The organism is Kitasatospora sp. NPDC058063 (assembly GCF_042885395.1).
In the GTDB taxonomy this organism is placed as follows: Bacteria; Actinomycetota; Actinomycetes; order Streptomycetales; family Streptomycetaceae; genus Kitasatospora; species Kitasatospora lactacystinica.
In genome coordinates, this window is sequence record NZ_JBHVSD010000010.1 from 115,835 (window position 1) to 142,437 (window position 26,603).

Genomic DNA, 26,603 nt, shown 5'->3' on the forward strand with positions numbered 1-26,603 from the left:
GCGGAACGCTTGCGTCTCGACTGGGCGGGGGCTAGCGTTTAGGCGAGACGGAACCGTTCCGTCTCAACAGTGTCGGGAGTGGAGTACCCATGCGGTTCCTCTTCGAGGACGAGTCGTTCTCCTTCGAAACGCTCCGGGCGGCCGGATTCGCCAACTACGGCGGCGCCGACCTGGGCGAGGTCGTGGCCACCGCCCGGAACATCGGCGAAGGCGACGAGGCGACCTGGCTGCGCGAGTGGAAGGCCACCGCCGAGCGCGTCCACGGCATCGGCAACCGCGCCCTGACGGCCGGGCACCGGGTCAGCGCCCGCGAAGCCCTGCTGCGCGCGTCGAACTACTACCGCACCGCCGAGTTCTACCGCCGCGACGACCCCGCGAACGACCCCGAGGCCAAGAGCCTCTCCACGCTCTCCCGGGAGACCTTCGCCGCCGCGGCGGCCCTGCTGGACACCCCCGTCGAGGCCGTGACCATCCCCTACCAGGACACCGGCCTGCCCGGCTACCTGTTCCTCGTCGACGACTCCGGCGCCCGGCGCCCCACCGTCCTGTTCACCAGCGGCTTCGACTCCACGCTGGAGGAGGCGTACTTCGCCGTCGCCGCGGCCGCGCTGCGCCGCGGCTACAACGTCCTCGCCTACGACGGTCCGGGCCAGGGCGCGGCGCTGCGCGAGCAGCGGCTCGCCTTCCGCCCGGACTGGGAGGCCGTGGTGACCCCGGTGGTCGACTACGCGCTGACCCGCCCCGAGATCGCCGCCGACGGGCTGGTCCTGTTCGGCTACAGCCTCGGCGGCTACCTGGCCGCACGCGCCGCCGCCCACGAACACCGCCCGGCCGCCCTGGTGCTGGACGACGGCCTGTACAGCTTCGGGGAGGCCCACGACCGGTTCATGCCGCCGTTCCTGCGCGAGTGGATCGAGGCCGGCCGGGACGACCTCGTGGAGCCGGTCATGGCTCTGCTCATGCAGGCGAGCACCCAGTTGCGGTGGGCCCTGCGCAACGGGGTGTGGACGTTCGGCGCCGCATCGGTGGCGGACTACATCCGCCGCACCGCCGACTACACCCTCGACGGCGTCGCCCGGCTCATCGACTGCCCCACCCTCGTCCTGGACGCCGAGAACGACCAGTTCTTCCGCGGCCAGCCCCAGCGGGTCCAGGCCGCGCTGACCTGCCCCCACACGCTCGTCACCCTGACCGAGGCCGAGGGCGCGGGCGAACACTGCCACATGGGCGCCATGTTCCGCCTCCACCAGACGGTCTTCGACTGGCTGGACACCACCCTGGCGCGGGCAGCCGGGCCCGCGAGCTGACGGGCGCGCCCGCCGGCCGACCGCCCTGCGCCGACCCGCCCCGCCCCGTGCCGACCGCCGACCACGCCCGCAGGACACCCCCGCGGATGCACCTCCGGCCGGGTCCGTCCCCTGCGCGAACCCGACCGGCTGCCCATGCGGCGCGTACGGGACGGGCGCGTCGACCAGGCCTGCGGCCGGATACGGGTGCGTCTGTCCTGTACGTGGAGATCGATCGTAGGCAGCCCGGCCTTACCGATCGCTTACCGATCCCTGACCGCTCGCCATCGCCACCACGCGCCGCCCCGCCCCGCGCCGCCCCACGCCGCCTACCGGATGTCGCTCAGCTCCCGCGCCTCCTCCAGCACCCGCGCGGCCGACTCCGGCAGCCCGGCCGCCCGGTACGCCCGGCCGAGCGCGCGCAGCGCCTCCGCCAGGAAGGAGCGCCAGCCGCGGGCCCGCCACACCAGCACCGACTCCTCCAGGTACGCGACCGCCGAGGCGTGGTCGCCCGCCGCCAGGTCCAGCTCCCCCAGGATGCCGAGGGCCTGGGCGAGGTGGTGCCCCAGGTCGAACCGGCGGGCGATCGCCAGTGCGGCCTCCGCCGTCTCCCGGGCGCGGCCGTCGCCGGTGCCCGCGTACAGCACGGCCAGGTAGAGCAGCGAGAACGCCTCCACGTAGCGGTCCTTGAGGCAGCGGGCCATCGCGAGCGAGTGGAGGAGCAGCTCGCCGGCCCGCTCCACCTGGCCGGCCCGGCCGTGGGCGGCCCCCAGGAACTGGATGGCGGTCACCTCGAAACGGGTGTTGCCGATCAGCCGGGCCAGCCGCAGCGTCTCGGTGAGGTGCTCGATCGTCCGGTCGAGGTCCGTCTCCCCATGGGCGATGGCGATGATCTGGTGCGCCCGGGCCTCGCCGCCCGGGTGGTCGTGGGCGGTGGCGAGGTCCAGGGCGCGGTGGCCGGCCTCCAGGGCCTCCTGCTCGCGGCCCTGGGCCACCAGGCTCCAGGCCGTCAGGACGAGGGCGTCGGCGGTCCCGCGCTCCTCCCCGACCTGCTCGAACAGCCGCTGCAGGTGCCGGGCGCGGTCCTCCAGCGCGACCATCGTCTCGGTGCCGTCCGCCAGGTCGACGGTCGTCCCGGAGCCGTCGGCCGGGGTGGTCCAGGTCGTCACCTCGATCAGGCCGCGGGTGAGCACGGCCGTGCCCAGGGTGTCGCCGGCGGTCCGGCAGGCCTGGAGGACGGTCAGGTGGGTGGTGCGCCAGTCGTCGTACAGGCCGCGCACGTCGCAGTACTTCTCCTGGCAGGCGGCGAGGTCCCACGCCACCGGCACCATGCGCAGCGCGGCGGCCTGCCGGGCGCTCGTGTTCAGGGCCGGCTGCTCGGCGTCGAACCAGGCCATCGGGTCGTCCAGCAGCGCCGCCGCGACGCCGGACGGCATCGGGTGGCGGGGTGCGGTGCCGTGGATCGGCGCGAAGCACGGCCCGGGCACCTGGTCGGCCGCCTGCTCGGCCAGCCAGAGCCAGGCGCCGAAGGCCCGTTCGAGCGCGGCGGTGCGCGCGGCCGGTGCGTCCGCGGCCTCGGCGTGCTCGCGCGCGTACAGCCGGACGAGGTCGTGGAAGCGGTAGCGCAGGTGCGGCTCCGTGCCGGTCTCCTGCAGGAGTTGGGCGTCGATCAGCTCCTCCAGCTGCCGCTCGGCCTGCTCCGGCGGGATGCCGGCCATCGCCGCCGCGGCCCACGGTGCGAAGTCGGGCGCGTCGAGCAGTCCGAGCAGCCGGAACGTGCGGCGGGTCGGCTCCGACAGCCGGGCGTAGCCGACGGCGAAGCCCGCCCGTACGGCCAGGTTTCCCGCGGCCAGCTCGTCGAGCCGTCGCCGTTCGTCGCGCAGCAGGTGGGCGAGCCGAGCCAGGGTCCAGCGCGGCCGGGCGGCCAGGCGGGCCCCGGCGATGCGGACCGCCAGCGGCATGCCGCCGCACAGCTCGACGATCTGGGCGGCGGCCACCGGTTCGGCGGCGACCCGCTGGTCCCCGAGGATGCGGCGCAGCAGCGTCCGGGCGTGGGGGGCGTCGAGTTCGTGCAGGTCGACGAGCCGGGAGCCGGGCAGGGCGGTGAGCGCGGCGCGGCTGGTGACGAGGACGGCCGGTCGGGCACCGGGCCGTTCGCCGGACCCGTCGCCCGGCCCGTCGCCGGACCCGCTGCCCGGCCGGTCGTCCGCAGCCACCGGTGTGCCCGGGAGCAGCGGGACGAGCTGCTGCTCCCCCGCGGCGTTGTCGAGGAGGACGAGCGTGCGGCGGCCGGCGAGCAGGGTGCGGTACAGCGCGGAACGCTCCTCCAGGGAGGCCGGGATCTCCCGGGGGTCGGCGCCGAGGGCGCGCAGGAAGGCGGCCAGGACGCCGGCCGGGTCGGCGGGCGTCTCGTCGGCCCCGCGCAGGTCCGCGTAGAGCCGGCCGTCCGGGTAGTCGACGGCGGCGAGGTGGGCGGCGCGGACGGCCAGCGCGGTCTTGCCGATGCCGCCCATGCCCGCGATCACCGGTACCCGGCCGGCCGCCAGGGCGTCCAGCACGATCCGCACCTGCTCGTCGCGTCCGGTGAAGTCCGGGATGTCCCTGGGGAGTTGAGAGGGCACGCGGGCGGGCCCGGGCTCCGGTCGGGCGCCCTCCCGGTCCTGCGCCAGCAGCGCCAGGAAGACGTTCCGCACCTGCTCGCCCGGCTCGATCCCGAGTTCCTCGGACAGCCGCCGGCGCAACGCCTGGAAGCGGCGCAGCGCCTCGGCCGCCCGACCGTCCGCCGCCAGCAGCTCCAGCAGGGCGGCCTGCAGGGGCTCGTCGAACGGGTACTCCTCGGCGAGCGCCGTCAGGGCGGGGACGGCGGTCCGGGACGCTCCGGCGGCCGTCGCGGACCGGGCCAGCGCCAGGGCGGTGGCGCGCACTTCGTGCTCCACGGCCGTGACCAGCGGGTCCTCGCGGTTCACCCGTTCCAGCCCGGCCAGCACCGGGCCGCGCCGCAGGCCGATCGCCCCGGCCGGGTCCCCGTCGGCGGCGAGTCTGCGGAACCGTCCGAGGTCCACCGCGTCCGGCCCGGTCACCAGCCGGTAGCCCTGCCCGTCGGACTCCAGCGCCACCGCCTCGTCCCCGAACCGCCCGAGCCAGGTGCGCAGCCGCGACATCCCGGTGTGCACCGCGCCCCGGCCGACCCGGTCCGACTGCTCCGCCCACACGAGGTCCAGCAGCCGCCCCACGGGCAGCCGTTCCCCCTCCGCGAGCAGCAGGGCCCCCAGCAGCCCCCGCAGCACGGTGGCCCGCGGCAGCGCCTGCGGCACGGCGTCCACATCGACCGTCAGGGGCCCCAGCAGCCCGAACGTCATCTTCATCCGCTTCAGTCCCTCAATGCTCACGACCGCACCGAGGCCCGCCCCGCCGCCCGATCGGGTGGCGCCCACCGACCTCGGCACGACCCTGACACTAGTCCGGGCACTGATCAACAGCGGCCACCGACCCCGCGGTCCGCCGCCGCTCCCCGCCCCTCGTCAGTACCGCACCTCGACCGTCGCTCCGGCGGCTCGCAATTCGGCCGCCACGGCCTCGGCGAGGTCCGACGTCACGTCATCGAGGACAACCGCGGGCAGCCGACCGAGCAGGGCCTTGCCGTGCCACAGGCTGAGCCCGGTCCGACGCCTGACGGCCTTCGCGACCTCCAGCACGCGCGGCCCCGCATCGGTCACCACCACGCGGATGGGCCCCGCGTCACAGACCAACTCGAAGTACCCGTCCGCCGCCACCGCTCCCCCGCCCCCAGCCCTTGCCCGGAGAGTAGACACTGCCGCAACACCCGGTCGACCGAAATTCGCCCGGCCCGAGGGACCGCGACCGGACGTCGGCTGCGGGGACCGTGCAGCACGGTCCCCGCGGCGGGCGGCCTACTGTCCGGTGGCCGTCTTCATGTAGGTGGTCCAGATCCGGGCCGGCACGGTGGCGTCGGAGGTGTCCGGGGTGGCGCCGCCCAGGCCTTCGAGGGAGAGGAGCTTCATGTCCTTCAGGTCCGCGCGGAACACGGTGACCGCCGTCGACAGCTGCCCGTTGTAGCCGACGAACCAGCCCGCCGTGCGGTCCGCGGTGGTGCCGGGTTTGGCGGCCAGGTTCGGGCCGGCCTCCGCCGCCGGCTTGGCGGCCCCGTCGCGGACGGAGCCCTTGAGTGCCGCGTCCACCTCGCCCGCGACCGCCGGGGTGAGTGCCTGGGTGGCGGCCGGCAGGCGCATGGGGAGCTGGACGCCGTTGCGGGAGATCCTGAGGACCGAGTACGGGTCGGTGTGGGAGCCGCCGGCCGCGAAGGCGGCGTACGCGTCGGCGGTGCGCAGGGCGCTGGGGGTGGAGTTGCCGACGCCGAGGGCCGGGACGAGTTCGCCGAGGCTGTTGGGGAGCAGGCCGAGGTCGGTGGCGGTCTTCTGCACCTTGTCCAGGCCGACGTCCATGCCGAGCTGCATCAGCGGCCCGTTGACGGACTGTTCGACCGCGTTCCGCAGGGTGACGCTGCCCCAGTTCCGCTTGCCGTCGTTGGCGGTCTTGACGATCTTCCCGTCCCGTCCCCAGTACGGCCCTTCCGGGGTCATCACGTTCACCCCGTCGTCGCCGTTGTAGGTGGTGGTGGGCGCGACCGGGGTGCGGTCGCCGCCGCGCCGGCGCTGCACTCCCTCGCCGAGCCCGGCGGCGTACACCACCGGGGTGAACGCCGAACCGATCGGCACCGTCGTGGTGTTGGCGTTGTTGAAGCCCTGCTTCAGGTAGTCGGGGCCGCCGTAGAGCGCGACGACCCGGCCGTCCGGGGCCACTGAGGCGGCGCCGACCTTCAGGAGCTTGTCGGACTCCCGGTTGTCCGGGTCGATCCCCGCGGTGCCCTGCTGGACGGCGGCGACCAGGGCGTCGACCTTCGGCTTCTCGAAGGTGGTGCGGATCTGGTAGCCGCCGAGGTCGAACTGGGCCGGGGTGATGTCGCTGTGGCTCTCCACGTAGGCGCGGGCCGTGTCCACCAGGTACCCGATCTGGCCGCTCAGCCCCGCCGACTTCGGCTGCGGCTTGGGCTCGGGGAACACCGTGTACCCGGCGCGCTCGGCGGCGGACAGCTTGCCCACCTCCACCATCCGGTCCAGGATCCAGGACCAGCGCTCCTCGGCCCGTTCCCGGTTCCCCGCGCTGATCGCCGGGTCGTACTGCCCGGCGCCTTTCAACAGGGCTGCCAGGAAGGCGCCTTCGCTCGGGTCGAGCTGGGAGACGTCCTTGCCGTAGTAGGCGGCCGCGGCGCGCTCGATGCCGTAACTGCCGCGCCCGAACCAGCTGGTGTTCAGGTAGCCGGCCAGGATGTCCTGCTTGCTCATCCGGTCGTCCAGCTTGATCGCGATGGCGATCTCGCTGAGTTTGCGGGACATGTCCTGACGCTGGTTCAGGTAGATGTTCTTGACGTACTGCTGGGTGATGGTGGAGCCGCCCTGGGTGTCGCCGCCGGTGACCATCTGGACGACGGCACGGCCGATGCCGGTCACGGAGATGCCCGGGTCGGTGTAGAAGGTCTCGTTCTCGGCGGCCAGTACCGCCCACTGCACCGGCTCCGGCACCTGGGCGAGTGGCACCTCCTGCCGGTTGGTCGGGCCGATCCGCGCCATCTCGGTGCCGTCCGCCCAGTAGTAGACGTTGTTCTGCTGGGTGGCAAAGGAGTTGAGGTCCTCCGGGACGGCGGTGTTCGTGTAGAACCAGGCCAGCCAGCCCGTCAGCACCGCCGCCCCGGTCCCGGCCACCAGCACCTGCTGCCGCCAGGAGGGGAGCCAGCGGCGGACTCCGCGCCGTCCGCGGCGCGGGTAGTCGATCCGCAGGAACCGGCGCAGGGGTGAACGCGGGGAGACGCCCGGGTCCGGGGACCGGCACGGGTCCGTTGACGGGCTCTGGGACGGACTCGGGGAGGGGTCCGGGGACGGGCTCAGGGGCGGCCCCGGGGACGGGCGCCGCCCCCGGAACGGGCGCCACGCCCGTAACGGCCTCCGACGCGGTGGGAAGCGCCACCGTCGCCGCCCGGGCTTCTCCTCTTCGGCGGCGCTGTCTTGCTGGGCACGCACAGTCCGGTCTCCGATTCGCTCGTGGGCGTGATCCTCCGTACACATAGACGCGGTGGGAACATCAGTACGTATGCCTCGCCTTGGTGTGATCATGGTCATACTCGATGCGGTGAACCCGGGCGCCCGGGCCACGGACGGCAGGCGGGCGGCAGGTGGACGGACGGCCGACGGCCGACCCGCGCGGGCACCGGTCCGCGACAGCCCCGGCGTACCGCCAGAATGACGCCATGAGGATGATCCAGACCGCCGTCGGCGCGATGCTGCTCCTGCTGATCGTCGGCAGCATCCTGCGCACGCTGGTCGTTCCGCGCGGGCTCTACTCGGCGCTGGTGATGCGGCTCTGGCGGATGCTGCGCGGGCTGCTGCGGCTGGCCGCCGGACCGGGCCGCGGCTACCACGCGCAGGACCGGGCACTCACCTGGCTGGCGCCGCTGGTGCTGCTGGGCATGCTCGGGGTGTGGCTCAGCTGCATGCTGACCGCCTACACCCTGCTGCTGCACGGCACCTCGGAGCTCAGCTGGTCGGTGTCCGTGCGCGAGGCCGGGTCCAGTCTGTTCACCCTCGGCTTCGCCAGCGGCGACCGGCTGCACCTCTCCGCGATCGACTTCCTGGCCGCCGCCAGCGGCCCGCTGGTGATCGCCCTCCAGATCTCCTACCTGCCGACCCTCTACGCCGCCTACCAGCGCCGCGAGACCGAGGTGACGCTGCTGCAGTCCCGGGCCGGCGAGCCCGCCTGGGGCCCCGAGCTGCTGGCCCGCCAGTCCCTGGTGGACACCGAGACCGCGCTCCCCCAGCTCTACCGGGACTGGGAGCGGCTGGCCGCCGACATCGGCGAGAGCCACTCCAACTACCCGGTGCTGCTCTCCTTCCGCTCACCGCAGCCCAACCGCAGCTGGGTGGTCGGACTGATCGCCGTGATGGACGCCGCCGCCCTGCACCTGGCGCTCTGCCCGCGTTCGGCCCCGCCCGAGGCCCGGCTGGTGCTCCGGGCCGGCTTCACCGCGCTGCGCGACATCGCCCGCTCGCTGCGGATCGACTTCGACACGGACCCGGACCCGGACGTCCCGATCCGGCTGACCTACGCCGAGTACCTGGGCGCCGTCGCGATGATCACCGCGGCCGGTTTCCCGCGTGAACGCCCGGTCGAGGAGGCCTGGGCGCACTTCCACGGCTGGCGGGTCAACTACGAGGCCCTGGCGTACGAACTGGCCCGCCGCAGCGACGCCGTCCCGGCACTGTGGACCGGCCCGCGCGACTTCCGCGCCCCGGTCATCCCGCCGGCCCGCCCCGCCGACCGCCGGCCGTCCTCGGCCCCGCCGCCGGCCGGGCCGTCGCTGCCACCGGTGCCGCCGGTCTGAGCGGTCCGGGTACACTCGTCCGCGGTACGTGCCGACACAGGGCAACAGGAGCAGAGGAAAGAGGGAGGTGGGGTTGATGACCGCGCTCAGGGCCGCCATGCGCAGCGTCCGGGTCTCCCTCACGTCCCGGGCCGCGGTCTGACCCCCTCCTGTCCCGCCTCGCCGGGAGCGTGAGCTCGCGAGGCCCGCACGAACACTCCTCAGGAACGGATCCCCGTCCACCATGCGCAACTGGATCACGCGTGCCGAGACCGGCACCGACGTCCCGACCGTCCGCGACATCAACCTCGCCGCCTTCGGAACCCCCGCCGAGGCCGACCTCGTCGACGCGCTGCGCGCCGACGCCTCCTGGATCGAGGGCCTGTCCCTCGTCGCCGCCGACGAGCACGGCACCGCCGTCGGCCACGCCCTGCTGACCCGCTGCCACATCGGCGACGTCCCGGCCCTGTGCCTGGCCCCGTGCGCCGTGCTCCCCGCGTACCAGCGCACCGGCGCCGGCTCCGCCGCCGTCCGCGCCGCCCTCGACGCGGCACGGGGCCTGGGCGAGCGCCACGTCGTCGTCCTGGGCCACCCGGACTACTACCCGCGGTTCGGCTTCACCCGCGCCGGCGCCCACGGCATCGGCCTGACCATCGACGTCCCGGACGAGGCGCTGATGGCCCTCTCCCTGGACGCCGACCACCCGCTGCCCGCGGGCACCGTCCGCTACGCCGCGCCGTTCGGCATCTGACGGACGGCGCCGGGCGGGGCACCCACGTGCCCCGCCCGGCGCCTTTCCGAACCATCGGTCCCTACCCGGCGTCCTTCCGAACCGCCGGTCCCCGCCCGGCGCCTTTCCGAACCATCCGTCCCTACCCGGCGCCTTTCCGCACCCCCGGTCCCGCCCCCCCGGGCCCGGCCGCGTCGACCGCTCAGACCTCCACCGGGCCGCCGCTCGCCAGCGAACGCTCGGCGCCGACCAGGATCTCCACCACCCGCAGGCCGAAGTCCGCCCCGCAGGGGTGCGGCTCGCCGGAGGCGGCAGAGGCCCGCAGCGCGTCCAGTGCCCGGTGCAGGGCCGCGGCCGGGCCCTCGCCGCGCGGGGGCAGCTGCACCACGCCGTGCTCACCGCGCAGCTCCATGCCCGTCCCGCCCGCCGCGAGCGGCGCGGTCAGACTGAGCGCGAGCGTGCTGGAGGCGCCGCCGGCGTGCCGCACCACCAGGTGCACGGTGTCCAGCGGGCCGGTCGCCGCCGTCACCTGCGTCGCGTCGCCCAGGACCGGCAGCAGCACGGACAGCGCGTGCGGGCCGACGTCCCACAGCGCGCCCTTCTCCACCCGCCACGGCGAGGCCGCGTACGGGCTGGTGCTGCCGGGCGCGAACACCGAGCCGAGCCAGTCCGAGCGGCCGGTGAACCAGCCGCCGAGCTCCGCCTGCCGCTCGATCCACGGGATCTGCTCGCCGCCGAAGCGCACGGTGAAGAAGACCACCGAGGCGACCTTGTGCTCGCGCACCGCCTCGGCCACGGCCCGGGCGTCCGGCACGGTCAGCGCGACCGGCTTGTCCAGCAGCAGGTGGCAGCCGGCCTCTGCGGCCCGTACCGCGAGACCCGCCTGCACGGTCGGGGGCAGCGCGATGGAGACCGCGTCCACCTCGGCCAGCAGCCGGTCGAGGTCCGCGTACCCGGGGACGCCGTGCGCGGCGCCCAGCGCCTCGGCCGCCTCCGGTCGGCGGCCCCAGACGCCGGTGAACTCCAGCCCGGGGTGCTCGGCCAGGACGGGCGCGTGCACCCGCCCCGCCCAGGGGCCGGTTCCCAGCAGTCCGATCCGCACGATGTCTCCGTTCTCCGGTCCGCGCGAGCGAGCGCGCGTGGTACGAGTGGGGTGAGTGGTACAGGTGGGCGCGGATGAGCGCCGGTGGTGCGGGTGAGCCCGCGTACGCCCTGGCGGCGCGGGTCTCGGCCCCGGGCTCTCAGCCCCGGGCTCTCGGCCCCGGGCTCTCAGCCCTGGACGCGGGCCAGGGTGAAGCCGTCGTAGCCCTTGCTGCCGACCGTCTGCACCGAGGTCGCGGTGACGCTCGGCTCGGCCGCGATCAGGTCGTGCAGCGCCCGGGTGCCGACCACCGCCGGGTCGGTGCCGGCCGGGTCGGCGACCGCGCCGCCGCGCACCACGTTGTCGACGATGATCAGCGAGCCCGGCCGGGTCAGTTGGAGCGCCCGGCGGAAGTACTCGGGGTTGCTCGGCTTGTCGGCGTCGATGAAGACCAGGTCGAAGGGGTCCGCGCCCTGCTCCACCAGTTCGGCCAGCGAGTCGGCGGCCCGGCCCACCCGCACCTCGGCGATCCCGGACAGCCCGGCGGCCGCCAGGTTGCCCCGGGCGACCTCGGCGTGCCGGGGGTCCAGCTCCAGGGTGATCAGGGTGCCGTCCGCGGGCAGCGCCCGGGCCAGCCAGATGGCGCTGTAGCCGCCGAGCGTGCCGACCTCCAGGATCCGCTTCGCGCCCTGGGTCAGTGCCAGCAGGTGCAGCAGCTTGCCCTGGTTGGGGGCCACCGCGATGTTCGGCAGCCCGGCCGCGCGGGCGGCGGCCGCGGCCTGCTCCAGCACCGGGTCGTGTCCGACCAGCCGCTCGGAGAAGTAGGCGTCCACGGCGTCCCAGGTCGGCTGCGAAGTCATCGGGCCCTCCGGAGTGCAAGATCGGCAGTACCCGACCGATGCTACTCCGAGGGCCCGAGGGCACCACGACGGTGGTGGTGGACGACCGGTCCGGGACCGGTCGGACGATCGACCGGGACCCTGCCGGGGGCCGACCGGGGAGCCGGCCGGCGGGGTGGTCAGTCGGCGACCGGCTCCTTCGCCGCGGCGGCGGCCTTGGCCGCCTCCTCCGCCTCGATCTTCGCGTGCGTCTTGGCGGCGCGGCGCTTCATGATCCAGGCCGACAGCAGGCCGATCACCAGCGCCGCCGCCAGGCCCGCCCACGAGAACCGGGCCAGCCAGGGCTCGATGCTCTTGCCGACCTTGTAGACCAGCAGCGTCGTACCGCCGGCCCAGACCACGCCGCCCAGCACGTTGGCGATCAGGAACTTCCAGTACGGCATCTTCAGCGCGCCCGCGAGCGGACCGGCGAAGATGCGCAGCAGGGCGATGAAGCGGCCGAAGAAGACCGCCCACATGCCCCACTTGTGGAACGAGCGCTCGGCGGTGGCCAGGTGGGAGGGCCCGAAGTGCTTGGGGAACTTGCGTCCCAGCTTCTCGAAGAGCGGCTTGCCCCCCTTGCGCCCGATCGAGTAGCCGATCGAGTCGCCGATGATCGCGCCGGCGATCGCGCAGATGGCGACGCCCCACGGGCTCACCACACCCTTGACCGCCATGAGGGACGCCGTGACCAGGGCGATCTCGCCGGGCAGCGGAATGCCCAGCGACTCCAGCCCGATGATCAGACCGACAACGGCGTACACCGCCGTCGGCGGAATCCCCTCGATCCAGGCGTCGATGTGCAAGGCCAGTACCTCCGTGGCAGGACGGGACCGGCCGCCCTCCCCCTGGAGCAGCGTGCCCGTCCCGGCAAATTCGTCCGATGGCGGCACCCGGGCCGCTCCCCCAGAGCGAGCCTAACGTGCCGGGCGGCCTGTCCCCCCGGCCGATCACCCGTGGTTACGACGTACGCCCCGACACCATGGTTCCAGGTCGACCGGCGTTTCTTCAAGATTGGGCAAAACGCAGCGCGACCACGGACGGGCGCTGCTTGATCCGGCGCACGAGCGGCAGCAGGATGCTCAGCGGCGGGCGTCCGCCCTCCGGGTACACCTCCCGCACGTCGACGACCCCCGGGTGCGCGGTGGCCAGCAGGCCGCACTCGTCCGCGTCCATCCCGAACGGCATCGGCGGCGCCTGGTAGTGCCGGTCCCGCAGCTTGCCCTCGACGGCCCGCCGGCTGAACCAGCGCGGCACCGCGTCCAGCACCATGGCCCCGCCGGGGAAGCGCTCGGCGCAGGCCGCGATCAGGCCGCGGACCTCCTGCGGCCGCAGGTACATCAGCACCCCCTCGGCGCTGATCAGCACCCCGTTCGCCGGGTCCACCCCGTCCATCCAGCCCGGGTCGGTGACCGAGTGGGCGACGATCCGGTGCCGCTCGTCCGGCGGCAGCAGCTGCCGACGCAGCGCGGCGGTCTCCGCCAGGTCCACCGACAGCCAGTTCGCCCGGCCGTTGTCGACCCGCCAGGCCTGGGTCTCCAGGCCGTCCCCGAGCCCGACCACGGTGCCGCGCGGGCAGCGGGTCAGGAAGTCGGACACCTCGCGGTCGAAGCAGGCCGCCCGCAGCGCCTGGAGCTGGCTCACCAAGGCGTTCTCCCCGAACCGCGTCGCGAACGGGTAGTCGATCCGGTCCACCAGCTCGACCGCCTTCGGGTCCGGCAGCACGGTGTCCGGCCGCCGCGCCTCCACCGCCCGGTGCCACAGCGTCCACAGCGCCGTCTCCGACACCTGTCCCAGCTCCGGCCGCACCCCGACACTCATCGCTCGCTCCTTCGGACCTGGTCCCGTCGCGTCTCCGCCGTGGTCCCGCCGCGTTCCGGCCGGTGTTCCGGCCGCGTTCCCGTCATGGGCATGAACCCGCCGATTCTGACACCCCATCCGCCCCTTCCCTCCCGTCGACGCGCCGACCGGGTCCGGCGCCCCATGACCGGCCCGCGCGGACCGGTGCCGCGCGATCGGGTTCGCCCAGCCGCTGACCGCCGGCCGTCGTCGTCCTGACGGCGTGCCGTCGGGCGCGTGTCCCCGATCGGCCGGTCCCGCCGTGCTCCACGCCCCGCCTCGCACGCCCTGTCGGCGCACCGACTGCCCGGACGATCCTGGACGCGCCGTCATCACCGGGTTCGAGGAGGAGTCCCATGGCGCATCGTCCCCGGCGCGGTCGAACGCATGGCCGGCGCGGGTGCGAGGACCGGCCGCGCTCCGTGGCGGCGGGCCGCCGACTCGCGAGGAGGTCCCCGATGTCACCTTCCGTCCCCGTCCCCGTCCCCGTCCGTGGCCGTGGCCGTGTGACCGCCCTGGTGTGCGCCCCGCTCCTCGCGCTCGGCGCGCTGCTGGCGGCCGCCGCCCCGGGGTGGGCGGCGGCTGCCGGGCCGCCGGCCGCGACCCACCGCGCCCTGATCAACTTCGGCACCGTGAAGTGGTTCAACGCCGAGAAGGGGTACGGCTTCATCGTGCCGGACGTTCCCGGTCCGGACGTGTTCGTCCACTACTCGGCCATCGTCGGGACCGGGTACCGCACGTTGCGGGAGGGCGAGCGGGTCGAGTACCAGGTCGAACAGACCCCCAAAGGCCCGCAGGCCGTCCTCGTCGTTCCGCTCGACTGAGGACCTGCCGATCCGGCGGGTGTCCGGGGCGCGCTCGACCAAGATCGCTCCGCAGCCCTATCCTGGCGCGATGCCCGACACCACGAGCCCGACCCTGCTCTTCGTCATCGGGCCCGCCGCGGTCGGGAAGATGACCGTGGGCGAGGCCGTGGCCGCGCGCACGGGGTACAAGCTCTTCCACAACCACCTGACCATCGAGCCGCTGCTGCGGCTGTTCCCCTACGGGTCGCCGCAGTTCCAGCGCCTCAACCACGACTTCCGTGAGCAGATCTTCGCCGAGGCGGCTGCCAGCGACCTGCCCGGCCTGGTGTTCACCCTGGTCTGGGACTTCGACGACCCGGACGACACCGCGCTGGTCGAGCGCTATGCGGCCCCGTTCCGCGAACGCGGCTCGCGCGTGCTGTTCCTGGAGCTGTCCGCCGACCAGAGCGTGCGGCTGGAGCGCAACGCCGGGGAGACCCGCCTGGCGGAGAAGCCGTCCAAGCGCGATCTGGACTGGTCCAACGGCAATCTGCTCGACATGGACGCCAGGTACCGGCTCAACTCGGTCGACGACTTCGCGCACATCCCGGGTGCGCACCTGCTGATCGACAACACCCGCCTGGAGCCCGACGAGGTCGCCGAACGGGCCGTCGAGCACTTCGGGCTCTGACCCGCCGGGGCGGGCTCACGGCGACCCCGGCTCACGGCGACCCGGGCTCCGCGGAACTCGCCTGTCCGGGCGGCCGGTTCGGCGGACCGGCCCGGGCCGGCGATCAGCGAACGATCGCGCGCAGCAACCGTACGTACGGGCTCCACCGCGCCGGGCGGGCCACCGCGCCCGTACAGGCCCTCTCCGCGCGATCCAGGCTGTCCTCCAGAAGCGCGTCGTGGAGCGGCCGCCAGGCGAGCGGCCAGCCGAGTCGCGCCGGGCCGCGGGCGGTCAGCACGAGCGCGTGGCGCAGCAGGGTGTGCCGCTCGCCACGACCGCCGACGCGCGGCAGACCGCCCGGGCGGCGGCCCGTCAAGTGGTCGCATGGGCCCGGGCCCACCCGCAGGAGGCGGCCCTGCTCGTCTACGGCCCCGACGACTTCGGGCGCGCGGACTGATCGGAGGAACACCGGCTGCGCGCGGATCTCGGCAACCGGAATGTGCACGGCGCGCTCGCCGCCCTCGCCGTACTGCTGGGGGCCGGGTCGCCGACCGAGGACCCCCGGTCCGTCGAACGCGTGGTGCTCGCCCTGATCGAGCTGCCGCTCGCACTGGTCCGACGCCACCTGCGGGCCGGCGCACAACTCCCCGAACACGCCGAGGAACTCGCCGAGGAGTGCGCCGACGACCTCCTCGCCCGGCTCGGCCCTCACCGTCCATGACGCTCGGTGAGACGAACACCGCATAGACTCCCGGGGATCGAGCGGGCCGCCCGGCGGCGGCAGCGCCGGGCGAGGAGGGGGCGTCATGGGACCCGTACCGGGCGCACGGGAAGAGCTGGACCGGCTGGGCCGGGCCCTGCGGTCACAACTGGTCGAGCTGATCGACGACTTGGCCCCCGGCAGCGATCCCGGCCTGCCGCAGCTCGACACGCCACAGGTCGTCGACTGGCACGAACCGCTCCGCTACCGGTACTCGGCCAGCGGCAGCACGGGGAAGCGCCCCGCGAACGCCGGCGCCGCCGACACCGCCGCTCGCGCGGCCGCGCTGCTCCACACCGCGGGCTGGGCGGTCGCGACCTCGCAGGAGGACGCCAAGGGAACGCCCCGCATCGTGGTCACCGGCCGCCGCGACGGCTGCACCATCGAGATCCGTACGGTCGACCACACGTCCACCGTGTGGTTCAGCGGGCAGACACCGGCGATGGCCCTGTACGAGCCGGAGGAGTTCCGGCGACCCGAGCCGGTGCGCACGGCCGAGACCGTCACGGCCGGATTCGTGCTCTGCTACGAGTGCGAAGGCCTGGGCTGGTGCTCCGACTGCGGGGGACGCGGCTGGCTGCCCGACGAGACCCGTGGGCGGGTCAACTGCCCCGGGTGCCACCGGCGCCGCGTCTGCGTGATCTGTCGGGGCGACGCAGAGCTCGCCGTCTCCGAGCTGTCGACGTACCAGCGCGGCTACTACCCCGAATTGAATGAATGAGTGCGGGCCATGGCCACGGCCAGGTCCACGGTTTTGAGAATCCACCAGGATCCGCGAATGACAGGTACCGTTTGATGCACACGACAGAGCCGACGGAAGCCCGCATCGAGGATGCGGGCAACATCCTGGTCGCACCTTCGATGCTGCAGGACAACGACGTGATCAGGGACTTCTTCGGGTCCACGATCACGCCGGAGGAGCTTGCCTCCGGCTCGCCCGACCTCGCTCGGAGGACGGTCTACCTGTGTGGCGACGTGTCCGGGATCAACGGCCGTCAACTGCACTCGGCTGCACGGGTATTCGTCATCCGGGAACTTTCGCACGGCTACCACGAGGACGTCGGCGAACCCTGGAGCCTCGTCGACCTCGGCCGGGTCCCCGTCCGCGTACACGGCGTCGGCGTGCACTACCGCCGCTTTTTCGGACTCGGCGACGACCATTTCGGGCGGATCCGCACGGAACACGCGTTCCAGTCCCTGACGGAGTCCACCAAGCCCGGCGCGGCCCATCGCAGCGGGATCTACCTGACGCCCGTCACGCGCAACGGTGACGAACTGCATTTCCGCCTGCTCCGCTGCTCCACCAATCTCTCGGGGCCGACCGAGAGCTTCCGCCCGACCGACACGCTCATCGTCGAAGCGCTGAACCGCGAGGCCGCCGCCGTCTTCCGGAACCAGGCACCGCTGAACCACGTCCTCGCGCAGATCTACCACAACACCCTTGCCACGGCCGAGCGCAAGCAGTCCAAGGCGAAGATCTCGGCCCATGCCGACAAGACCAAGGACATGCCCGCCAACGGCATCATGGCCTTCTGCACCTTCTACGACCGGCTCGACAAGCTGCAGCCCCTGGCCGAGGACGCCTTCGACTTCGGGGTGAAGGGCGCCAGCGGGCTGACCAGGCTCCACTTCCGCCTCAAGGAGCGGACCGCGGAACTCGACGGGGCCGCACTCCCCCCGCAGTTCACCGTCACCCTCCACCCCGGCTCCGTGTTCTTCATGCCGCTGTCCACCAACCGCCTCTACACCCACGAGATCCGGCCCTCGTCGCTGGACGCCGAGTTGCTCCCGACCCGCCTGGGCTACGTGGTGCGCTGCTCGAACACCGAAGCCGTCCACAAGGACGGCCGCACGTTCCTCGAACGGGACGGAGAACCGGTGGAGTTGGAGCCGCCCACACCGGCCGGCATGGACGAGCTGCGCAGGCTGTACGCCGAGGAGAACAGGACCTCGTCCTTCATCGACTACGGCGACGAATTCCTCTTCAGCATGAACACGGGAGACTACCTTGCCCCCCGCATCTAGGATCTCGGACGAGATCCTCTCGTGCGAACTGCCCACCGAGGAGAACCTCTTCGCGGAACTGTCCGCGTCGGCCCGCCTGGAAGACGTGGGAAAGGGCCGCCGAGGCGCTGTGCTCGCCAGGATCGACGAGACGGGTGATGCGCCCCTCGTACGGACCACCACTCGCTACAGCAGCCCGACGCAGCGCTTCCGGGCGGTGCACGAACGGCTGGCACGACAGGTTCAAGAACGTACGGCGCTCTCGGTCGGCTTCAACAACGCTCTCATCGAGAGCTATACGAACGCCTACGCAACCATGGGCAGCCATTCCGACCAGGCCCTCGATCTGGCCGACGATTCGTTCATCGCCGTCTTCTCCTGCTACCAGCATCCCGACGCGAGCCCGCCGAGGAAGCTGATCTTCGAATCGAAGGAGCCCGATGGCGAGAAGTTCGAGATCCCTCTCACCCACCACAGTATCGTCGCGTTCTCGGTCGACTCGAACCGGCGACTCAGACACAAGATCGTCCTGGACCCGCCCGCCCGCACGGCGGACAACCAATGGCTGGGCGTAACCTTCCGAACGTCAAAAACACTCGTCCGGTTTCGCGACGGACAGGCGCACCTCCCCCACGGTGAACGCCTCGTGCCGGCCGACGAGGAGCAGAGGCACGAGTTCTACCGACTGCGGCGCCGTGAGAACACGGAAACGGACTTCGTCTACCCACCGCTGACGTACACCATCAGCGAGAGCGACCTGATGCCGCCCGTCTGACCTCGAAGGCCCGGCTCGCTCGTGCGGTCAGCCGAGCGCGTCGGACCAGTGAACGGGCGGCCCTTCGCAGGCGACGATCTGCGGGGTCTTCCAGAACACCCCGCCGCCCGGATCGGGCCTCGGCTCGGACCAGGGGATGTACGGCAGGCCGGGCAGCCCCAGCAAGGGACCGATGAAGGCGTTGGCCTCCTCCTGCCAGAGCGACGGGTCGCCCTTGCACCTCCAGAGTGCGAGCCCGCGCTGCTGACTGGAGAGTGGAACCATGGCACGGAGCCTGCCGGACCGATGCGACTCGTCGACCTGCTTCTTCGGAAATCGCAGGTCGTCCGGGGCACGGCGACCCGGGACATCCTGTCGCTGAGGGCCCAGGAGGTGAAGGGTCGCGAGTGGGCAAGGACCAACCGATACGAGGTCCGCCGGATCTTCCGCGAGAACCTGAACGCGTACAAAGAGGGGGTGAAGCGTCCGGACTTCGATTCGGCAGTGCACGCGCTGCTGGAGGGCGAGTCGGACTGCCTGTGGGTCTACGACTCCTCGCGGTAAAGCCGTAAGGGTGCGGACGACGTGCTCAAGATCCTGGACGTGCCGGGCAAGCGCCTCGTGTCCGACTGCGGCGTCGCCGACCGGGGCGACCCACGCCGAGTACGTGTTGCTCGGGCCGGGTGTCGGCCGCTGATCGCCGTAGCCGTCATCGATCACGCGGACGGTGTGGACGGTGTGGACGGTCACGCGGGTACGCCCGCGTTCCAGCAGGTTGAACGCAGCCTCCGAGCCCAGGACGACGGTCCGGCCCTCGGCGGGGATGTTCTCCTTGTTGAGCTGCACGCGCAGGCGGGTGAGCGCCTTGCGGATCATCTGGCCGGCCTGCTCGTCGGAGGCCGCCTTGGTGAGGTCCGCCGGGATCTTCGCGGTGGTGGCGACCTCGGGGAACGCGGTCATCGCGGAGACGACCTTGTTCTCCAGACGCTCGGTGATGGAGTCGATCTGCGGGACCATGACCTGCTCGCCGAACGACAGGAGATCCAGGGAGAATTCGGCGTCGGAGAGGTCCACCGCGGAGTAGGCGTGGGTGTCGAGCTTGACCGTCAGCAGGCCCTCGTTCAATTTCTCCGACTGAATCCAGGTGGAGGCGTCGTTGAACTTGCGCTTGGCGTCGATCGCCTCCTCAGCACCCTTCAGGCGGGCGGGGCGGCGGATGTTGATGACCTGGCCGGTCGCGTTCACGAACTCGGACGCGGCCCGGCGTCGAACATGCCCGCCAGGACCACGGAGTCCTTCAGATTGGCGAGAGCCGCCTGGACGAGCTTGTCCGGGTTCTGGAAGGCGTTGACGCGGTTCGGATTGAGAGAGATGGCGCTGTTCCTCGGGAAGACGGAAGGCCGCCCCGGAGCAGGGCGGTCTCAGGTTTTGGGTGATCGTTTCAAGCCGACGGCATCGTCCGATGTCTCGTAATCCCCTCGTCGCGCAGTCGCCCCGAAAGGGAGCATGTCAACGAACGAACCCATCGGACACGGAAGAAGGAGACGGGACATGGCAGAAGGTCAGCAGAGGCTGGACAGCAAGCAGATCAGCGGGCAGGTCATTACACACACCATCGTCAAGCCGCTCCGGGGGGAGAATGCACCCCCGCCGAACGAGGCCGCGCTTGTCGATGAGCTGGACAAGGCGGACACCGCCTCGGAATGACGGCGGCTGAAGCCTGACACCGCACGCCCGCCCACCTCGGGGGTCAGATGCCTTAGCGGCGGCGGCGCAGCTCCTTGGCCAGGCCCTTGTACAGGTCGGGCTCGGAGTGCGGGGTCAGCCCGCCCGCGGCCGGCACGGGCTTCGGGACGGCGACGGTGGCCAGCTGCTCGGCGTGCGCGCGGACGGCGGCCTCGTCGGAGCCCTGGACGAGGGCGGCGAGGACCGGCGGCAGCGCGTACTCGGCGGCGATCCGGCCCCGAAGGGCCTGCTCCTGGAGCTGGGCCACCTGCGCGCGCAACTCGTCCGCCTCGACGCCGGCCTCCTGGCCGCGCTCGCGGGCGGTGTCCAGTTCGGCCTGGATCTTCTCGTACAGCGCCCGGTAGTCCGGCTCCACCGGCTTCGGGGCCGGGCCCTCCTCGCCGCCCTCCGGGGCCGGGGCCTTGGACTCTTCGGATGCGTGCGGGGTGTCCGGGTGGGCCACGCCACCGGGGATCGCCTCGGCCGGGGTCGGGGCCTCGGGCACGTCTCTCCTGGATTCTGGTGTTGGGTATGCCAATTGGGCGGCGCGGGGTGCCCGAGGAGCTCGCTGAACTCCCAGCGCGCCTACGAGTGCGCATGCCACCATCGGCAGAGGACGCCACCGCTAGGGCGAAGGGAAACCTGTGGGAGCGAGCTGGGAGTACAAGATCATCGACGTGAGAGTGAGTGGCTGGAACGTCGATCTTTCAGAGCTGAACGCTCTGGGCTCGCAGGGCTGGGAGGCGGTGAGTGCGAACCGCTACGTTGAGAAGGTCGGAAGCTCCACGGAAGTTGTCCACCGCGAAGTGCTGCTGAAGCGCGCCGTTCACTGAAGGTTGTCCCGTAACCGGGGCCTGACGTCTCGCGGCATACTGGCGCTCGTTGATGACCTTGGTCAGCCGTGGGGGCGTTCGTGATTGAGTTGCGATGTGAGGCGGTCCGCTGGGCGGACGATGAGCCGTGGCCCGGGGTGGTCGAGGTTCAGTTCACGGATGCGGCGGGACGGCGCTGGTCGCTGTTCGACAAGGCCCCGATCTTCGCGGCGATGGGCGAGCTCGGCCCGGATACTCCGTATCCGGTGGAGGTCACCGTCGCCTGCACGATCGCCCAGGGCCATGGTCTGGCGGGGGCTCCTGTCCGCGACGGCGCCGGTGCGGAATCAGGGCGCCGGTCCCCTGGTAGCCGCCGTCCGCCAGGACCGGCGCGTCCCGGCAGGCACGGTCGACGCCCGACTCGGTGAAGGCCTGGCAGTCGTTGCGGTTGCCCGGCAGGGGCAGGCCGACGGCGACGGCCAGTCGGCTGTTGGCGTCGATCACCACCTGCTGGTTGGTCGAGTACCGGTAGTTCTTGCTGGAGGCCGCGATCGTTCGGTCGCGGGTGGGCACCAGGGTGCCGTCCACGATCAGTACGGTGTCCTGCTGCTGCCGGCGGGCGGGCGGGCGGGCGGGCGGGCGGGCGGGCGGGCGGGCGGGATTGCCAGCAGTGGTGCGAGGTGGTCCAGCACCCGGTCCGCAGCGGACTTCGAGATCCCGAACAATGGGGCGACCTGCCGCAAGGTCAGGTTGGTCCGCCAGTAAGTGGCGACCAGCAGCACCCGGTCCTCCAGGCATAGCCGCCACGGCCGGCCGCGCTGGACGTCACCGCCACGACGGCGCACCAACGCGACCAGCTTGCGGAACTGCGACTCGCTCAACCCCGAGAACGGCTCGATCCACATCGGATCGCTCGCCGAGATCACCCCGCCCATGCCGTGACCAACGCGGGAACAGGCCAGCAGTTACGGGACATCCTTTAGCAACGGCGTTGCAGGATATGGAAGTTGGCGCGTTTGCCCAAGCCTCGTCGCCTACGATGACTCCGCTGAGACAATCGCTGGGCCGAGGGGGCCGGATGGCAAAAGCTCAGGATGGGGACGCCGGGGCACACGACAAGCGGGAGGGCGGGAGAGGCAGAAAGCTCGCATTCCGCTTGGCGATCACCGGTGTCCTTGTCGGTGTGCTGGCGTTCTTCGGCTTCCGCCAACTCGCTGGACACCCCGACCCGCATGCAGGCGACATCAAGGCGTGCAACGCGTTTGAAGCGGCAGCTGGAGCCTCCTCGAACGACCTGTTAGTGCTTGGCTATCCAGCCGCCATGTACCTGTATGCCAGCAGGCTCCGGGACGCTGCCGCCAGCGCCAACGACGCAACCCTTCGCTCAGACCTGCTCAGTGACGCGACTGCTGCCGACCTCGCCGCCAAGTATGCCGATCTCGCCGCCAAGCATCCCGCCGATCCGGCAATGGGACGCCAGGAGGGCGCGGCCAAGGATGCGGAGAAGGCCAGCGCTGACAAGGCGATCAAAGACTGCTCCGACGTGTCGTGGTATCGAGGGAAGTAGGCCGTCAGACTCGGTTGCCCCAGCGGGCGGCGATGGCGTCGCGGGCGAGCATCGGCGCGGCGATGTCGATCAGCGCGAGGTCGGTCGGTTCGAGGTCGAGTTCCGTCTCGCACAGCGCGACCAGCGCGGCGCGGATCATCGCCGGGTTCTTCTCGGTCGGGTCGACGTTCAACGGACCTCCCCGGGGTGGCGACGGCGGGTTCGGGCGGGCTGCCAGCGGTCCGCGGCGGTCCTCTTGCGGGCCCGGCCGGCGTCGGCCGCGTCCTTGCGGAGCACGTGCCAGTCGCGCAAGGCGCGGAGGTTGGCGGGGTCGTCGGAGCCGCCTTCGGAGCCGCCTTCGGAGGCGGGGACGATGTGGTCGCAGTGGCGCGCGGGCTCGGCGCACGGCTCGCCGGTGTCGTAGCGGATGTGCTGGCACATCCAGCCGTCGCGGTTCATCACCGCGCGGCGAAGGCTGGCCCAGTGCGCAGGAAGCGGAGTCGTCCGGCGTGAACTCGCTGACATGGCAGCCTCCTTGAAGCGCAGGGCCCCGCCAGGTGCTCGACCACGACCGGGGAGAGAGGACCGATCGGGGAGCGTTGCCCTGACGGGGCTGCGAGGGGAGGCCGGCCGGAGTGCCGCAGCAACAGGTGCGCGCACGCGCGCGAACCGCCTCCACATGTATTTAGGCCGCCCGGTCAACACGCCGGCCGACACCCGCGGCCCCCTGTGCTGGTGGGTGAAATGGGCTGGTCAGCGGGTGCGGTGACCAGGCAGGGCCCCTCGTCGTCGGCGTGGTGATTCCACTCATCACACCGGCGACCGAAGGGGCTCTGTCGGTTCCGTATCGAGCCACGCTCGACGTCCCGCATGAGCTCGTCGAGCATGTTGCCTGGCTGCTGTGCGAGCACCGCCGGACCCGCAACTATTCAGGATGAAAGAGGCCGAGGGAATCAGGCCGGCCTCCTCGCCTACGGCTTCACATCGAGACGCACGAGCGCGCCGATCTCCACGAGTTGGTCCGGCAGCGCCAAGTCGGAAACGCCCATGACCGTGCTGGTGGGCCGATGCTCCCCGAAGTACTGGGCGTGGAGGCGTGCTGTCGCGTCGAAGTTCTCCCGCAGGTTCCTCACCAGAACCGTGGTCTCCACTATCTGGCTACGCTCGGCCCCGAAATGCCTCAGCACCAGGTCCAGATTCTCCAGCGCGGTGCGGACCTGCAGTTCGAATTCGCCGGCACCCACGAAGTTGCCGTGACGGTCATGAGACAGCTGCCCCGACACATAAACCGTGTCACCGACCTGGGTGGCCTGACTGTACCCGTACAACGATTCCCACGGCATGCCGAACCCGAATGCCCTCACCTGAGAACTCATGACTCACTCCCTTGATACAGCGCGTGGAGCCGCCAGTTGCAGACAGGCCCCTTGCGCATAGAAGTTACGGGTCCGCATAAACGATTCTTTTCTGGTAGCGCCATCCAAGTTTTCTCTGCGCGCACAAAATTGGCTGCAGGGGGCTCCTCCGGGCACCGGTGTGGTGAGTGGAACCTCTACGCCACGACGAGGCGCCCTGCGTCCTCACCACATTCGTCGGCCAGCCCGTTTCACCGGCACAGCAAAGACGAAATGCCGCTGCCACGGACGAAATGCACCGCCAGAGCATCCGACTCGAAATCCCCCGAATGGCGGCGCGCAATGGCCGCGCCCCTCGGCCCTGAACGCGGTCACTGTGCGTAAGAATCTTGTCCCCGCCGCCTCGCTCTGGTCATGCTGCTGGCGGGTAACCCGTGGCAGACCGGCAACTGGGGCGGCGGGATCGCTGCGGCCCTGCTGACGGGCCTTGTCGCCCACGGGGCGCAAGGTTCCGGCCCTGGTCAAGCGGGCCGTCCAAGGTCCGGGTGTGGCCACTCTGGGGCCCGTGCCGGTGAACGCCTACGACCGCGACCGCGACGCCCGCTGACCACCCCGGCTCAACCCCTCGGAGCACCCGCGATGAACCCCCGCCGCATCCTCGCCGCGATCGCCCTGTCCGCCGCAACCGCCTTCGGCGGCTGGCTGGTTGGCCACACAACCGCCGCACCGGCCGACGCCGTCAAGGTCGAAGCCTTCAACGACGGATGGACCGACGCGATGGCCGACGCCTGCGACCAGGACAGCGCGTACGCCTGCGACTGGCTCTCCCGCTAACCACCGCCCCGCCCGAACCGCACCACCGCAACGAACCTGCCCACCGCCCCCGCACCGGCCCGAGAGAGACCACCATGAGCCGCACCGCCGACTACCTGACCGAGCTTGCCGAGGACGCCGGAGTCGTCGCCGAGCTGGAAGCCCTCACCGCCTACGCCGCGTACGTAGGGCAGCGCCGAGTACGCCGTAGCCGCCTTCGAAGACGCCTGCTGCGGCCAGTGGGACGACTTGGAGGACTTCGCCCACGACCAGCTCATGGATACGGACGCCGAATACCGCGCGGTACGCGAGAGCTGCCGGGGGTGGCGTGCCTCCCTGGACATGACCGCGTGGGAGTGCGACTACACCCACACAGCGGGCAACTACGTCTTCCGGTCGCTCTGAGCTGTGCCCCCCTGGTGGCGGCCCAGCCCCCGCGCAGGGTCCACGCCAAGGGTGCACAGACACCAGACCCGCCCCCTCACCTCCCCAACAACCCCGGAGCCGGCCATGACCGACGGCGACCGCTTCCAGTGCCTCTACTGCGGAGGGACCCTCGAAGCCTCCGCCCCGCTGTGCTTCGTCGTCCGCCGCCTCCCCGACGGCACCGCAACCGCCGACCTGTCCGGCCTCGAACTCGAACTGTCCACGGTCCGCTGCGCCGACTGCGGCCGGGACGCGTCGAACGAACAGGACCGGATCATCACGGACGCCATGCGGCCGTTCACGCAGGCACTGACCGGCACACAGGCCTGAGCCGCTTCGGGGGCGGCCGGACACGCTCCGGCCCCGCCGTGGCCCCTCAGACACCGGGCCCCACCCCCGCCCCGAAGGAACAGCGCCATGCCCGCCCCGACGACCACCACCGAACTCCTTCGCTGCCAGTGCGGCGAAACCCTCGTGATCACAGCCCCAGCGTTCCTCCGGGTCGACCACCCGGATGCGGACCTCCCTCCACAGCTCACGATCATCGGCCTGGACGTCGAGTACGCCGAGGCCGTGTGCACCAGCTGTGACCGCCCCGCCCCGGGCCAGCTGGCCGAAGAAGAACGCCCCCGCGGCCACGTTCAAGGCGCCCCGCACCGACCACCACGCCGACGGCACCGAATGCCCGCCCACCCACAAGCACACCAGCAGCGGCAAGCCGCTCACCGAGGGCTGCCCCGGCCGGGCGTACTCCCGGGCCGTCTGCACCTGCGGGTGGGAGACGAAGAACGCAGGCAAGGGCTACACCGACGAGTGCCGTGAGCGACACCTCGCCACCGCACACCGCTGAGCCAGGGTCAGCACTCGCGCAGACCGGGAGCCGGATCCACTGGACTGCTGACGTCGAAGGCGGGCACGTTGCCCCACGCACCGTTGTCGAGCTGGGTCCAGTACCAGATGTTGTTGCCGCCCGCGTGCGGGTCGCCGTGGCCCCAGCACTCGAACCAATCGAAGGTGCCGCCGAGTTGGCCCTTGGACAGCGAGCGGTAGGAGCGCTGCTCGTAGCCCTTGGCTCCGGCCTTGTGCTCGCAGTACAGCCGGCCATCGGAACGGACACCGCAGTCTGCGGCGGATGCCGGGAAACCGATCGCGGCCAGGCCGGCCGTCAACGCGGTGGCCATGACCAAGACGGTGATCTTCCTGCGCACGTTCACGTGTACTCCCGTTGAAGGTGGGGTGCCTGCGCACTGTCGTGGCGTGTGGGCGCTGGCGGGTGACCTCGGCCTCGCCGCCGAGGGTGATCGTGCGTCCAGATATAGCGCCCATCCGCCCACGAACCACCATGTGTCACTCGTGCGAGGGCGCGCCCAGAATACGGCTGACGGGCTCGCCATTCGGTCCTGCCGGGTCGCGGGTCGAAGGGCCGGCACCGACCGACAGAGCCCCCACCGGCACCAGGCCCCACCCCGTCCACCCGGGGTGGGGCCGGTGTCGAAGTGCCGGGTGTCGGCCCCCCGTTGGCATTGAGCCCCACCGTAAGAGTGCTGTGTATAGATCTTTCTAAGAGTGTCAGTAAAACGACACTACCGACATGGCCCTTACGCCGCACTCCCCCTCCACCACCCAGCGTGACCACAGGCCCCTCCCCAGGAGACACCAGTGCACACCCCCGCCCGCGCCCCCTGGATACCCGGAGGCGGCACCGCC

Annotated in this window: 30 protein-coding genes and 3 pseudogenes; 18 read left to right on the forward strand and 15 right to left on the reverse strand. The window is 71.8% G+C overall.

Translation table 11 applies throughout. From position 1 onward, the window contains the following. The first annotated feature begins 89 nt into the window (after positions 1-89). Positions 90-1,307, forward strand: a complete 1,218-nt coding sequence (locus tag ACFVUY_RS19270) for an alpha/beta fold hydrolase (RefSeq protein WP_387731288.1) — start codon at positions 90-92, stop codon at positions 1,305-1,307. Positions 1,308-1,615: 308 nt separating this feature from the next. On the opposite strand, the gene ACFVUY_RS19275 is transcribed toward ACFVUY_RS19270, so the two are convergent. The 3 genes from ACFVUY_RS19275 to ACFVUY_RS19285 all read right to left on the reverse strand — a co-directional run bounded on the left by ACFVUY_RS19275 (position 1,616) and on the right by ACFVUY_RS19285 (position 7,066). Further along, positions 1,616-4,675 carry an ATP-binding protein gene (locus ACFVUY_RS19275; RefSeq protein ID WP_387731290.1) on the reverse strand — a complete coding sequence of 1,020 codons (3,060 nt, stop codon included), beginning with the start codon at positions 4,673-4,675 and terminating at the stop codon, positions 1,616-1,618. Positions 4,676-4,807: 132 nt separating this feature from the next. After that, complete coding sequence (locus ACFVUY_RS19280; RefSeq protein ID WP_387731292.1) at positions 4,808-5,059, reverse strand: ribosomal protein L7/L12; 252 nt, start codon at positions 5,057-5,059, stop codon at positions 4,808-4,810. A 138-nt stretch (positions 5,060-5,197) separates the two neighbouring features. Further along, positions 5,198-7,066, reverse strand: a complete 1,869-nt coding sequence (locus ACFVUY_RS19285; RefSeq protein WP_387731295.1) for a transglycosylase domain-containing protein — start codon at positions 7,064-7,066, stop codon at positions 5,198-5,200. Positions 7,067-7,608: 542 nt separating this feature from the next. On the opposite strand from ACFVUY_RS19285, the gene ACFVUY_RS19290 reads away from it, so the two are divergent. After that, on the forward strand, positions 7,609-8,739 hold the full coding sequence (locus tag ACFVUY_RS19290; RefSeq protein ID WP_387687244.1) for a hypothetical protein: 1,131 nt from the start codon (positions 7,609-7,611) through the stop codon (positions 8,737-8,739). Positions 8,740-8,962: 223 nt separating this feature from the next. After that, positions 8,963-9,469: a GNAT family N-acetyltransferase gene (locus ACFVUY_RS19295; RefSeq protein ID WP_387731298.1), complete on the forward strand. Its 507-nt coding sequence runs from the start codon at positions 8,963-8,965 to the stop codon at positions 9,467-9,469. Positions 9,470-9,650: 181 nt separating this feature from the next. On the opposite strand, the gene ACFVUY_RS19300 is transcribed toward ACFVUY_RS19295, so the two are convergent. The 4 genes from ACFVUY_RS19300 to ACFVUY_RS19315 all read right to left on the reverse strand — a co-directional run bounded on the left by ACFVUY_RS19300 (position 9,651) and on the right by ACFVUY_RS19315 (position 13,228). Next, positions 9,651-10,550: a Gfo/Idh/MocA family protein gene (locus ACFVUY_RS19300; protein WP_387731301.1), complete on the reverse strand. Its 900-nt coding sequence runs from the start codon at positions 10,548-10,550 to the stop codon at positions 9,651-9,653. 167 nt (positions 10,551-10,717) lie between these two features. Continuing rightward, positions 10,718-11,389: an O-methyltransferase gene (locus ACFVUY_RS19305; RefSeq protein ID WP_387731303.1), complete on the reverse strand. Its 672-nt coding sequence runs from the start codon at positions 11,387-11,389 to the stop codon at positions 10,718-10,720. A gap of 158 nt (positions 11,390-11,547) precedes the next feature. Continuing rightward, positions 11,548-12,213 (reverse strand): DedA family protein, encoded by a 666-nt coding sequence (locus ACFVUY_RS19310; RefSeq protein WP_387731305.1) that lies wholly within the window; start codon positions 12,211-12,213, stop codon positions 11,548-11,550. A gap of 202 nt (positions 12,214-12,415) precedes the next feature. Further along, entirely contained in the window at positions 12,416-13,228 is an 813-nt protein-coding gene (locus ACFVUY_RS19315) for a class I SAM-dependent methyltransferase (RefSeq protein WP_387731307.1), read from the reverse strand. A gap of 635 nt (positions 13,229-13,863) precedes the next feature. Here ACFVUY_RS19315 and ACFVUY_RS19320 point away from each other — a divergent pair. Next, positions 13,864-14,070, forward strand: coding sequence for a cold-shock protein (locus tag ACFVUY_RS19320; RefSeq protein WP_387687403.1), 207 nt, complete (start codon positions 13,864-13,866; stop codon positions 14,068-14,070). Positions 14,071-14,140: 70 nt separating this feature from the next. Beyond that, the gene (locus ACFVUY_RS19325) at positions 14,141-14,722 is read left to right on the forward strand and encodes a hypothetical protein (protein WP_387687232.1); all 582 of its coding nucleotides are present in this window, start codon (positions 14,141-14,143) and stop codon (positions 14,720-14,722) included. A 103-nt stretch (positions 14,723-14,825) separates the two neighbouring features. Here ACFVUY_RS19325 and ACFVUY_RS19330 read toward each other — a convergent pair. Then, positions 14,826-15,029, reverse strand: a pseudogene (locus tag ACFVUY_RS19330) (SRPBCC family protein); the annotation flags it as partial. Between ACFVUY_RS19330 and ACFVUY_RS19335 the strand changes: the two are divergent. The 5 genes from ACFVUY_RS19335 to ACFVUY_RS19355 all read left to right on the forward strand — a co-directional run bounded on the left by ACFVUY_RS19335 (position 15,006) and on the right by ACFVUY_RS19355 (position 18,240). Then, the gene (locus tag ACFVUY_RS19335; RefSeq protein ID WP_387731651.1) at positions 15,006-15,158 is read left to right on the forward strand and encodes a hypothetical protein; all 153 of its coding nucleotides are present in this window, start codon (positions 15,006-15,008) and stop codon (positions 15,156-15,158) included. The pseudogene ACFVUY_RS19330 and the gene ACFVUY_RS19335 sit on opposite strands and share 24 nt — an antisense overlap. A gap of 42 nt (positions 15,159-15,200) precedes the next feature. Continuing rightward, positions 15,201-15,422, forward strand: coding sequence for a hypothetical protein (locus tag ACFVUY_RS19340; protein WP_387731310.1), 222 nt, complete (start codon positions 15,201-15,203; stop codon positions 15,420-15,422). Between the two features lie 85 nt (positions 15,423-15,507). Further along, positions 15,508-16,182: a hypothetical protein gene (locus tag ACFVUY_RS19345; RefSeq protein WP_387731313.1), complete on the forward strand. Its 675-nt coding sequence runs from the start codon at positions 15,508-15,510 to the stop codon at positions 16,180-16,182. A gap of 74 nt (positions 16,183-16,256) precedes the next feature. Then, positions 16,257-17,486 (forward strand): hypothetical protein, encoded by a 1,230-nt coding sequence (locus tag ACFVUY_RS19350; RefSeq protein WP_387731636.1) that lies wholly within the window; start codon positions 16,257-16,259, stop codon positions 17,484-17,486. Then, positions 17,470-18,240 carry a hypothetical protein gene (locus ACFVUY_RS19355; protein WP_387731316.1) on the forward strand — a complete coding sequence of 257 codons (771 nt, stop codon included), beginning with the start codon at positions 17,470-17,472 and terminating at the stop codon, positions 18,238-18,240. Before ACFVUY_RS19350 ends, ACFVUY_RS19355 begins: the two co-directional genes overlap by 17 nt. A gap of 27 nt (positions 18,241-18,267) precedes the next feature. On the opposite strand, the gene ACFVUY_RS19360 is transcribed toward ACFVUY_RS19355, so the two are convergent. Further along, positions 18,268-19,464 (reverse strand): hypothetical protein, encoded by a 1,197-nt coding sequence (locus tag ACFVUY_RS19360; protein ID WP_387731319.1) that lies wholly within the window; start codon positions 19,462-19,464, stop codon positions 18,268-18,270. A 306-nt stretch (positions 19,465-19,770) separates the two neighbouring features. Here ACFVUY_RS19360 and ACFVUY_RS19365 point away from each other — a divergent pair, with 306 nt between their 5' ends. Continuing rightward, a complete protein-coding gene (locus ACFVUY_RS19365) occupies positions 19,771-19,926 on the forward strand; it encodes a hypothetical protein (protein WP_387731321.1) in 156 nt (51 codons plus the stop codon). Between the two features lie 52 nt (positions 19,927-19,978). Here the strand turns inward: ACFVUY_RS19365 and ACFVUY_RS19370 are convergent, their stop codons facing one another. Next, a complete protein-coding gene (locus tag ACFVUY_RS19370; RefSeq protein ID WP_387731323.1) occupies positions 19,979-20,449 on the reverse strand; it encodes a hypothetical protein in 471 nt (156 codons plus the stop codon). Between the two features lie 139 nt (positions 20,450-20,588). On the opposite strand from ACFVUY_RS19370, the gene ACFVUY_RS19375 reads away from it, so the two are divergent. Continuing rightward, positions 20,589-20,777, forward strand: a complete 189-nt coding sequence (locus tag ACFVUY_RS19375) for a DUF4177 domain-containing protein (RefSeq protein ID WP_387731325.1) — start codon at positions 20,589-20,591, stop codon at positions 20,775-20,777. Between the two features lie 285 nt (positions 20,778-21,062). Here ACFVUY_RS19375 and ACFVUY_RS19380 read toward each other — a convergent pair. Then, a pseudogene (locus ACFVUY_RS19380) lies at positions 21,063-21,691 on the reverse strand (transposase family protein); the annotation flags it as partial. A 221-nt stretch (positions 21,692-21,912) separates the two neighbouring features. On the opposite strand from ACFVUY_RS19380, the gene ACFVUY_RS19385 reads away from it, so the two are divergent. Then, positions 21,913-22,323, forward strand: a complete 411-nt coding sequence (locus ACFVUY_RS19385; RefSeq protein WP_387731328.1) for a hypothetical protein — start codon at positions 21,913-21,915, stop codon at positions 22,321-22,323. 4 nt (positions 22,324-22,327) lie between these two features. Here ACFVUY_RS19385 and ACFVUY_RS19390 read toward each other — a convergent pair whose 3' ends face one another. Together ACFVUY_RS19390 and ACFVUY_RS19395 are read right to left on the reverse strand one after the other, a co-directional pair. Continuing rightward, entirely contained in the window at positions 22,328-22,495 is a 168-nt protein-coding gene (locus ACFVUY_RS19390) for a hypothetical protein (RefSeq protein ID WP_387731330.1), read from the reverse strand. Next, the gene (locus ACFVUY_RS19395; protein ID WP_387731332.1) at positions 22,492-22,827 is read right to left on the reverse strand and encodes an HNH endonuclease; all 336 of its coding nucleotides are present in this window, start codon (positions 22,825-22,827) and stop codon (positions 22,492-22,494) included. The genes ACFVUY_RS19390 and ACFVUY_RS19395 overlap by 4 nt, the downstream gene beginning before the upstream one ends. A 269-nt stretch (positions 22,828-23,096) precedes the next feature. Between ACFVUY_RS19395 and ACFVUY_RS19400 the strand changes: the two are divergent. Next, a pseudogene (locus ACFVUY_RS19400) lies at positions 23,097-23,228 on the forward strand (IS5/IS1182 family transposase); the annotation flags it as partial. Positions 23,229-23,273: 45 nt separating this feature from the next. Here ACFVUY_RS19400 and ACFVUY_RS19405 read toward each other — a convergent pair. After that, a complete protein-coding gene (locus ACFVUY_RS19405; RefSeq protein WP_387731334.1) occupies positions 23,274-23,678 on the reverse strand; it encodes a RidA family protein in 405 nt (134 codons plus the stop codon). Positions 23,679-24,296: 618 nt separating this feature from the next. Between ACFVUY_RS19405 and ACFVUY_RS19410 the strand changes: the two genes are divergently transcribed. The 4 genes from ACFVUY_RS19410 to ACFVUY_RS19425 all read left to right on the forward strand — a co-directional run bounded on the left by ACFVUY_RS19410 (position 24,297) and on the right by ACFVUY_RS19425 (position 25,746). Further along, positions 24,297-24,491 (forward strand): hypothetical protein, encoded by a 195-nt coding sequence (locus ACFVUY_RS19410; RefSeq protein WP_387731337.1) that lies wholly within the window; start codon positions 24,297-24,299, stop codon positions 24,489-24,491. A gap of 255 nt (positions 24,492-24,746) precedes the next feature. After that, positions 24,747-24,875 (forward strand): hypothetical protein, encoded by a 129-nt coding sequence (locus tag ACFVUY_RS19415; protein WP_387731340.1) that lies wholly within the window; start codon positions 24,747-24,749, stop codon positions 24,873-24,875. A 105-nt stretch (positions 24,876-24,980) separates the two neighbouring features. Then, entirely contained in the window at positions 24,981-25,226 is a 246-nt protein-coding gene (locus ACFVUY_RS19420) for a hypothetical protein (protein WP_387731343.1), read from the forward strand. A gap of 256 nt (positions 25,227-25,482) precedes the next feature. Further along, positions 25,483-25,746 (forward strand): hypothetical protein, encoded by a 264-nt coding sequence (locus ACFVUY_RS19425; protein WP_387731345.1) that lies wholly within the window; start codon positions 25,483-25,485, stop codon positions 25,744-25,746. Between the two features lie 7 nt (positions 25,747-25,753). Here ACFVUY_RS19425 and ACFVUY_RS19430 read toward each other — a convergent pair whose 3' ends face one another. Continuing rightward, on the reverse strand, positions 25,754-26,077 hold the full coding sequence (locus tag ACFVUY_RS19430; protein ID WP_387731348.1) for a hypothetical protein: 324 nt from the start codon (positions 26,075-26,077) through the stop codon (positions 25,754-25,756). Positions 26,078-26,603: the final 526 nt, after the last annotated feature.

Bases quoted from the DNA above. Each gene is read 5' to 3' on its own strand.
- ACFVUY_RS19415 (WP_387731340.1), top strand. From the start codon at position 24,747: ATGGATACGGACGCCGAATACCGCGCGGTACGCGAGAGCTGCCGGGGG.
- ACFVUY_RS19305 (WP_387731303.1), bottom strand. From the start codon at position 11,389: ATGACTTCGCAGCCGACCTGGGACGCCGTGGACGCCTACTTCTCCGAG.
- ACFVUY_RS19295 (WP_387731298.1), top strand. From the start codon at position 8,963: ATGCGCAACTGGATCACGCGTGCCGAGACCGGCACCGACGTCCCGACC.
- ACFVUY_RS19270 (WP_387731288.1), top strand. From the start codon at position 90: ATGCGGTTCCTCTTCGAGGACGAGTCGTTCTCCTTCGAAACGCTCCGG.
- ACFVUY_RS19350 (WP_387731636.1), top strand. From the start codon at position 16,257: ATGCACACGACAGAGCCGACGGAAGCCCGCATCGAGGATGCGGGCAAC.
- ACFVUY_RS19315 (WP_387731307.1), bottom strand. From the start codon at position 13,228: ATGAGTGTCGGGGTGCGGCCGGAGCTGGGACAGGTGTCGGAGACGGCG.
- ACFVUY_RS19365 (WP_387731321.1), top strand. From the start codon at position 19,771: ATGGCAGAAGGTCAGCAGAGGCTGGACAGCAAGCAGATCAGCGGGCAG.
- ACFVUY_RS19430 (WP_387731348.1), bottom strand. From the start codon at position 26,077: ATGGCCACCGCGTTGACGGCCGGCCTGGCCGCGATCGGTTTCCCGGCA.
- ACFVUY_RS19395 (WP_387731332.1), bottom strand. From the start codon at position 22,827: ATGTCAGCGAGTTCACGCCGGACGACTCCGCTTCCTGCGCACTGGGCC.
- ACFVUY_RS19325 (WP_387687232.1), top strand. From the start codon at position 14,141: ATGCCCGACACCACGAGCCCGACCCTGCTCTTCGTCATCGGGCCCGCC.
- ACFVUY_RS19405 (WP_387731334.1), bottom strand. From the start codon at position 23,678: ATGAGTTCTCAGGTGAGGGCATTCGGGTTCGGCATGCCGTGGGAATCG.
- ACFVUY_RS19410 (WP_387731337.1), top strand. From the start codon at position 24,297: ATGAACCCCCGCCGCATCCTCGCCGCGATCGCCCTGTCCGCCGCAACC.
- ACFVUY_RS19420 (WP_387731343.1), top strand. From the start codon at position 24,981: ATGACCGACGGCGACCGCTTCCAGTGCCTCTACTGCGGAGGGACCCTC.
- ACFVUY_RS19290 (WP_387687244.1), top strand. From the start codon at position 7,609: ATGAGGATGATCCAGACCGCCGTCGGCGCGATGCTGCTCCTGCTGATC.
- ACFVUY_RS19345 (WP_387731313.1), top strand. From the start codon at position 15,508: ATGGGACCCGTACCGGGCGCACGGGAAGAGCTGGACCGGCTGGGCCGG.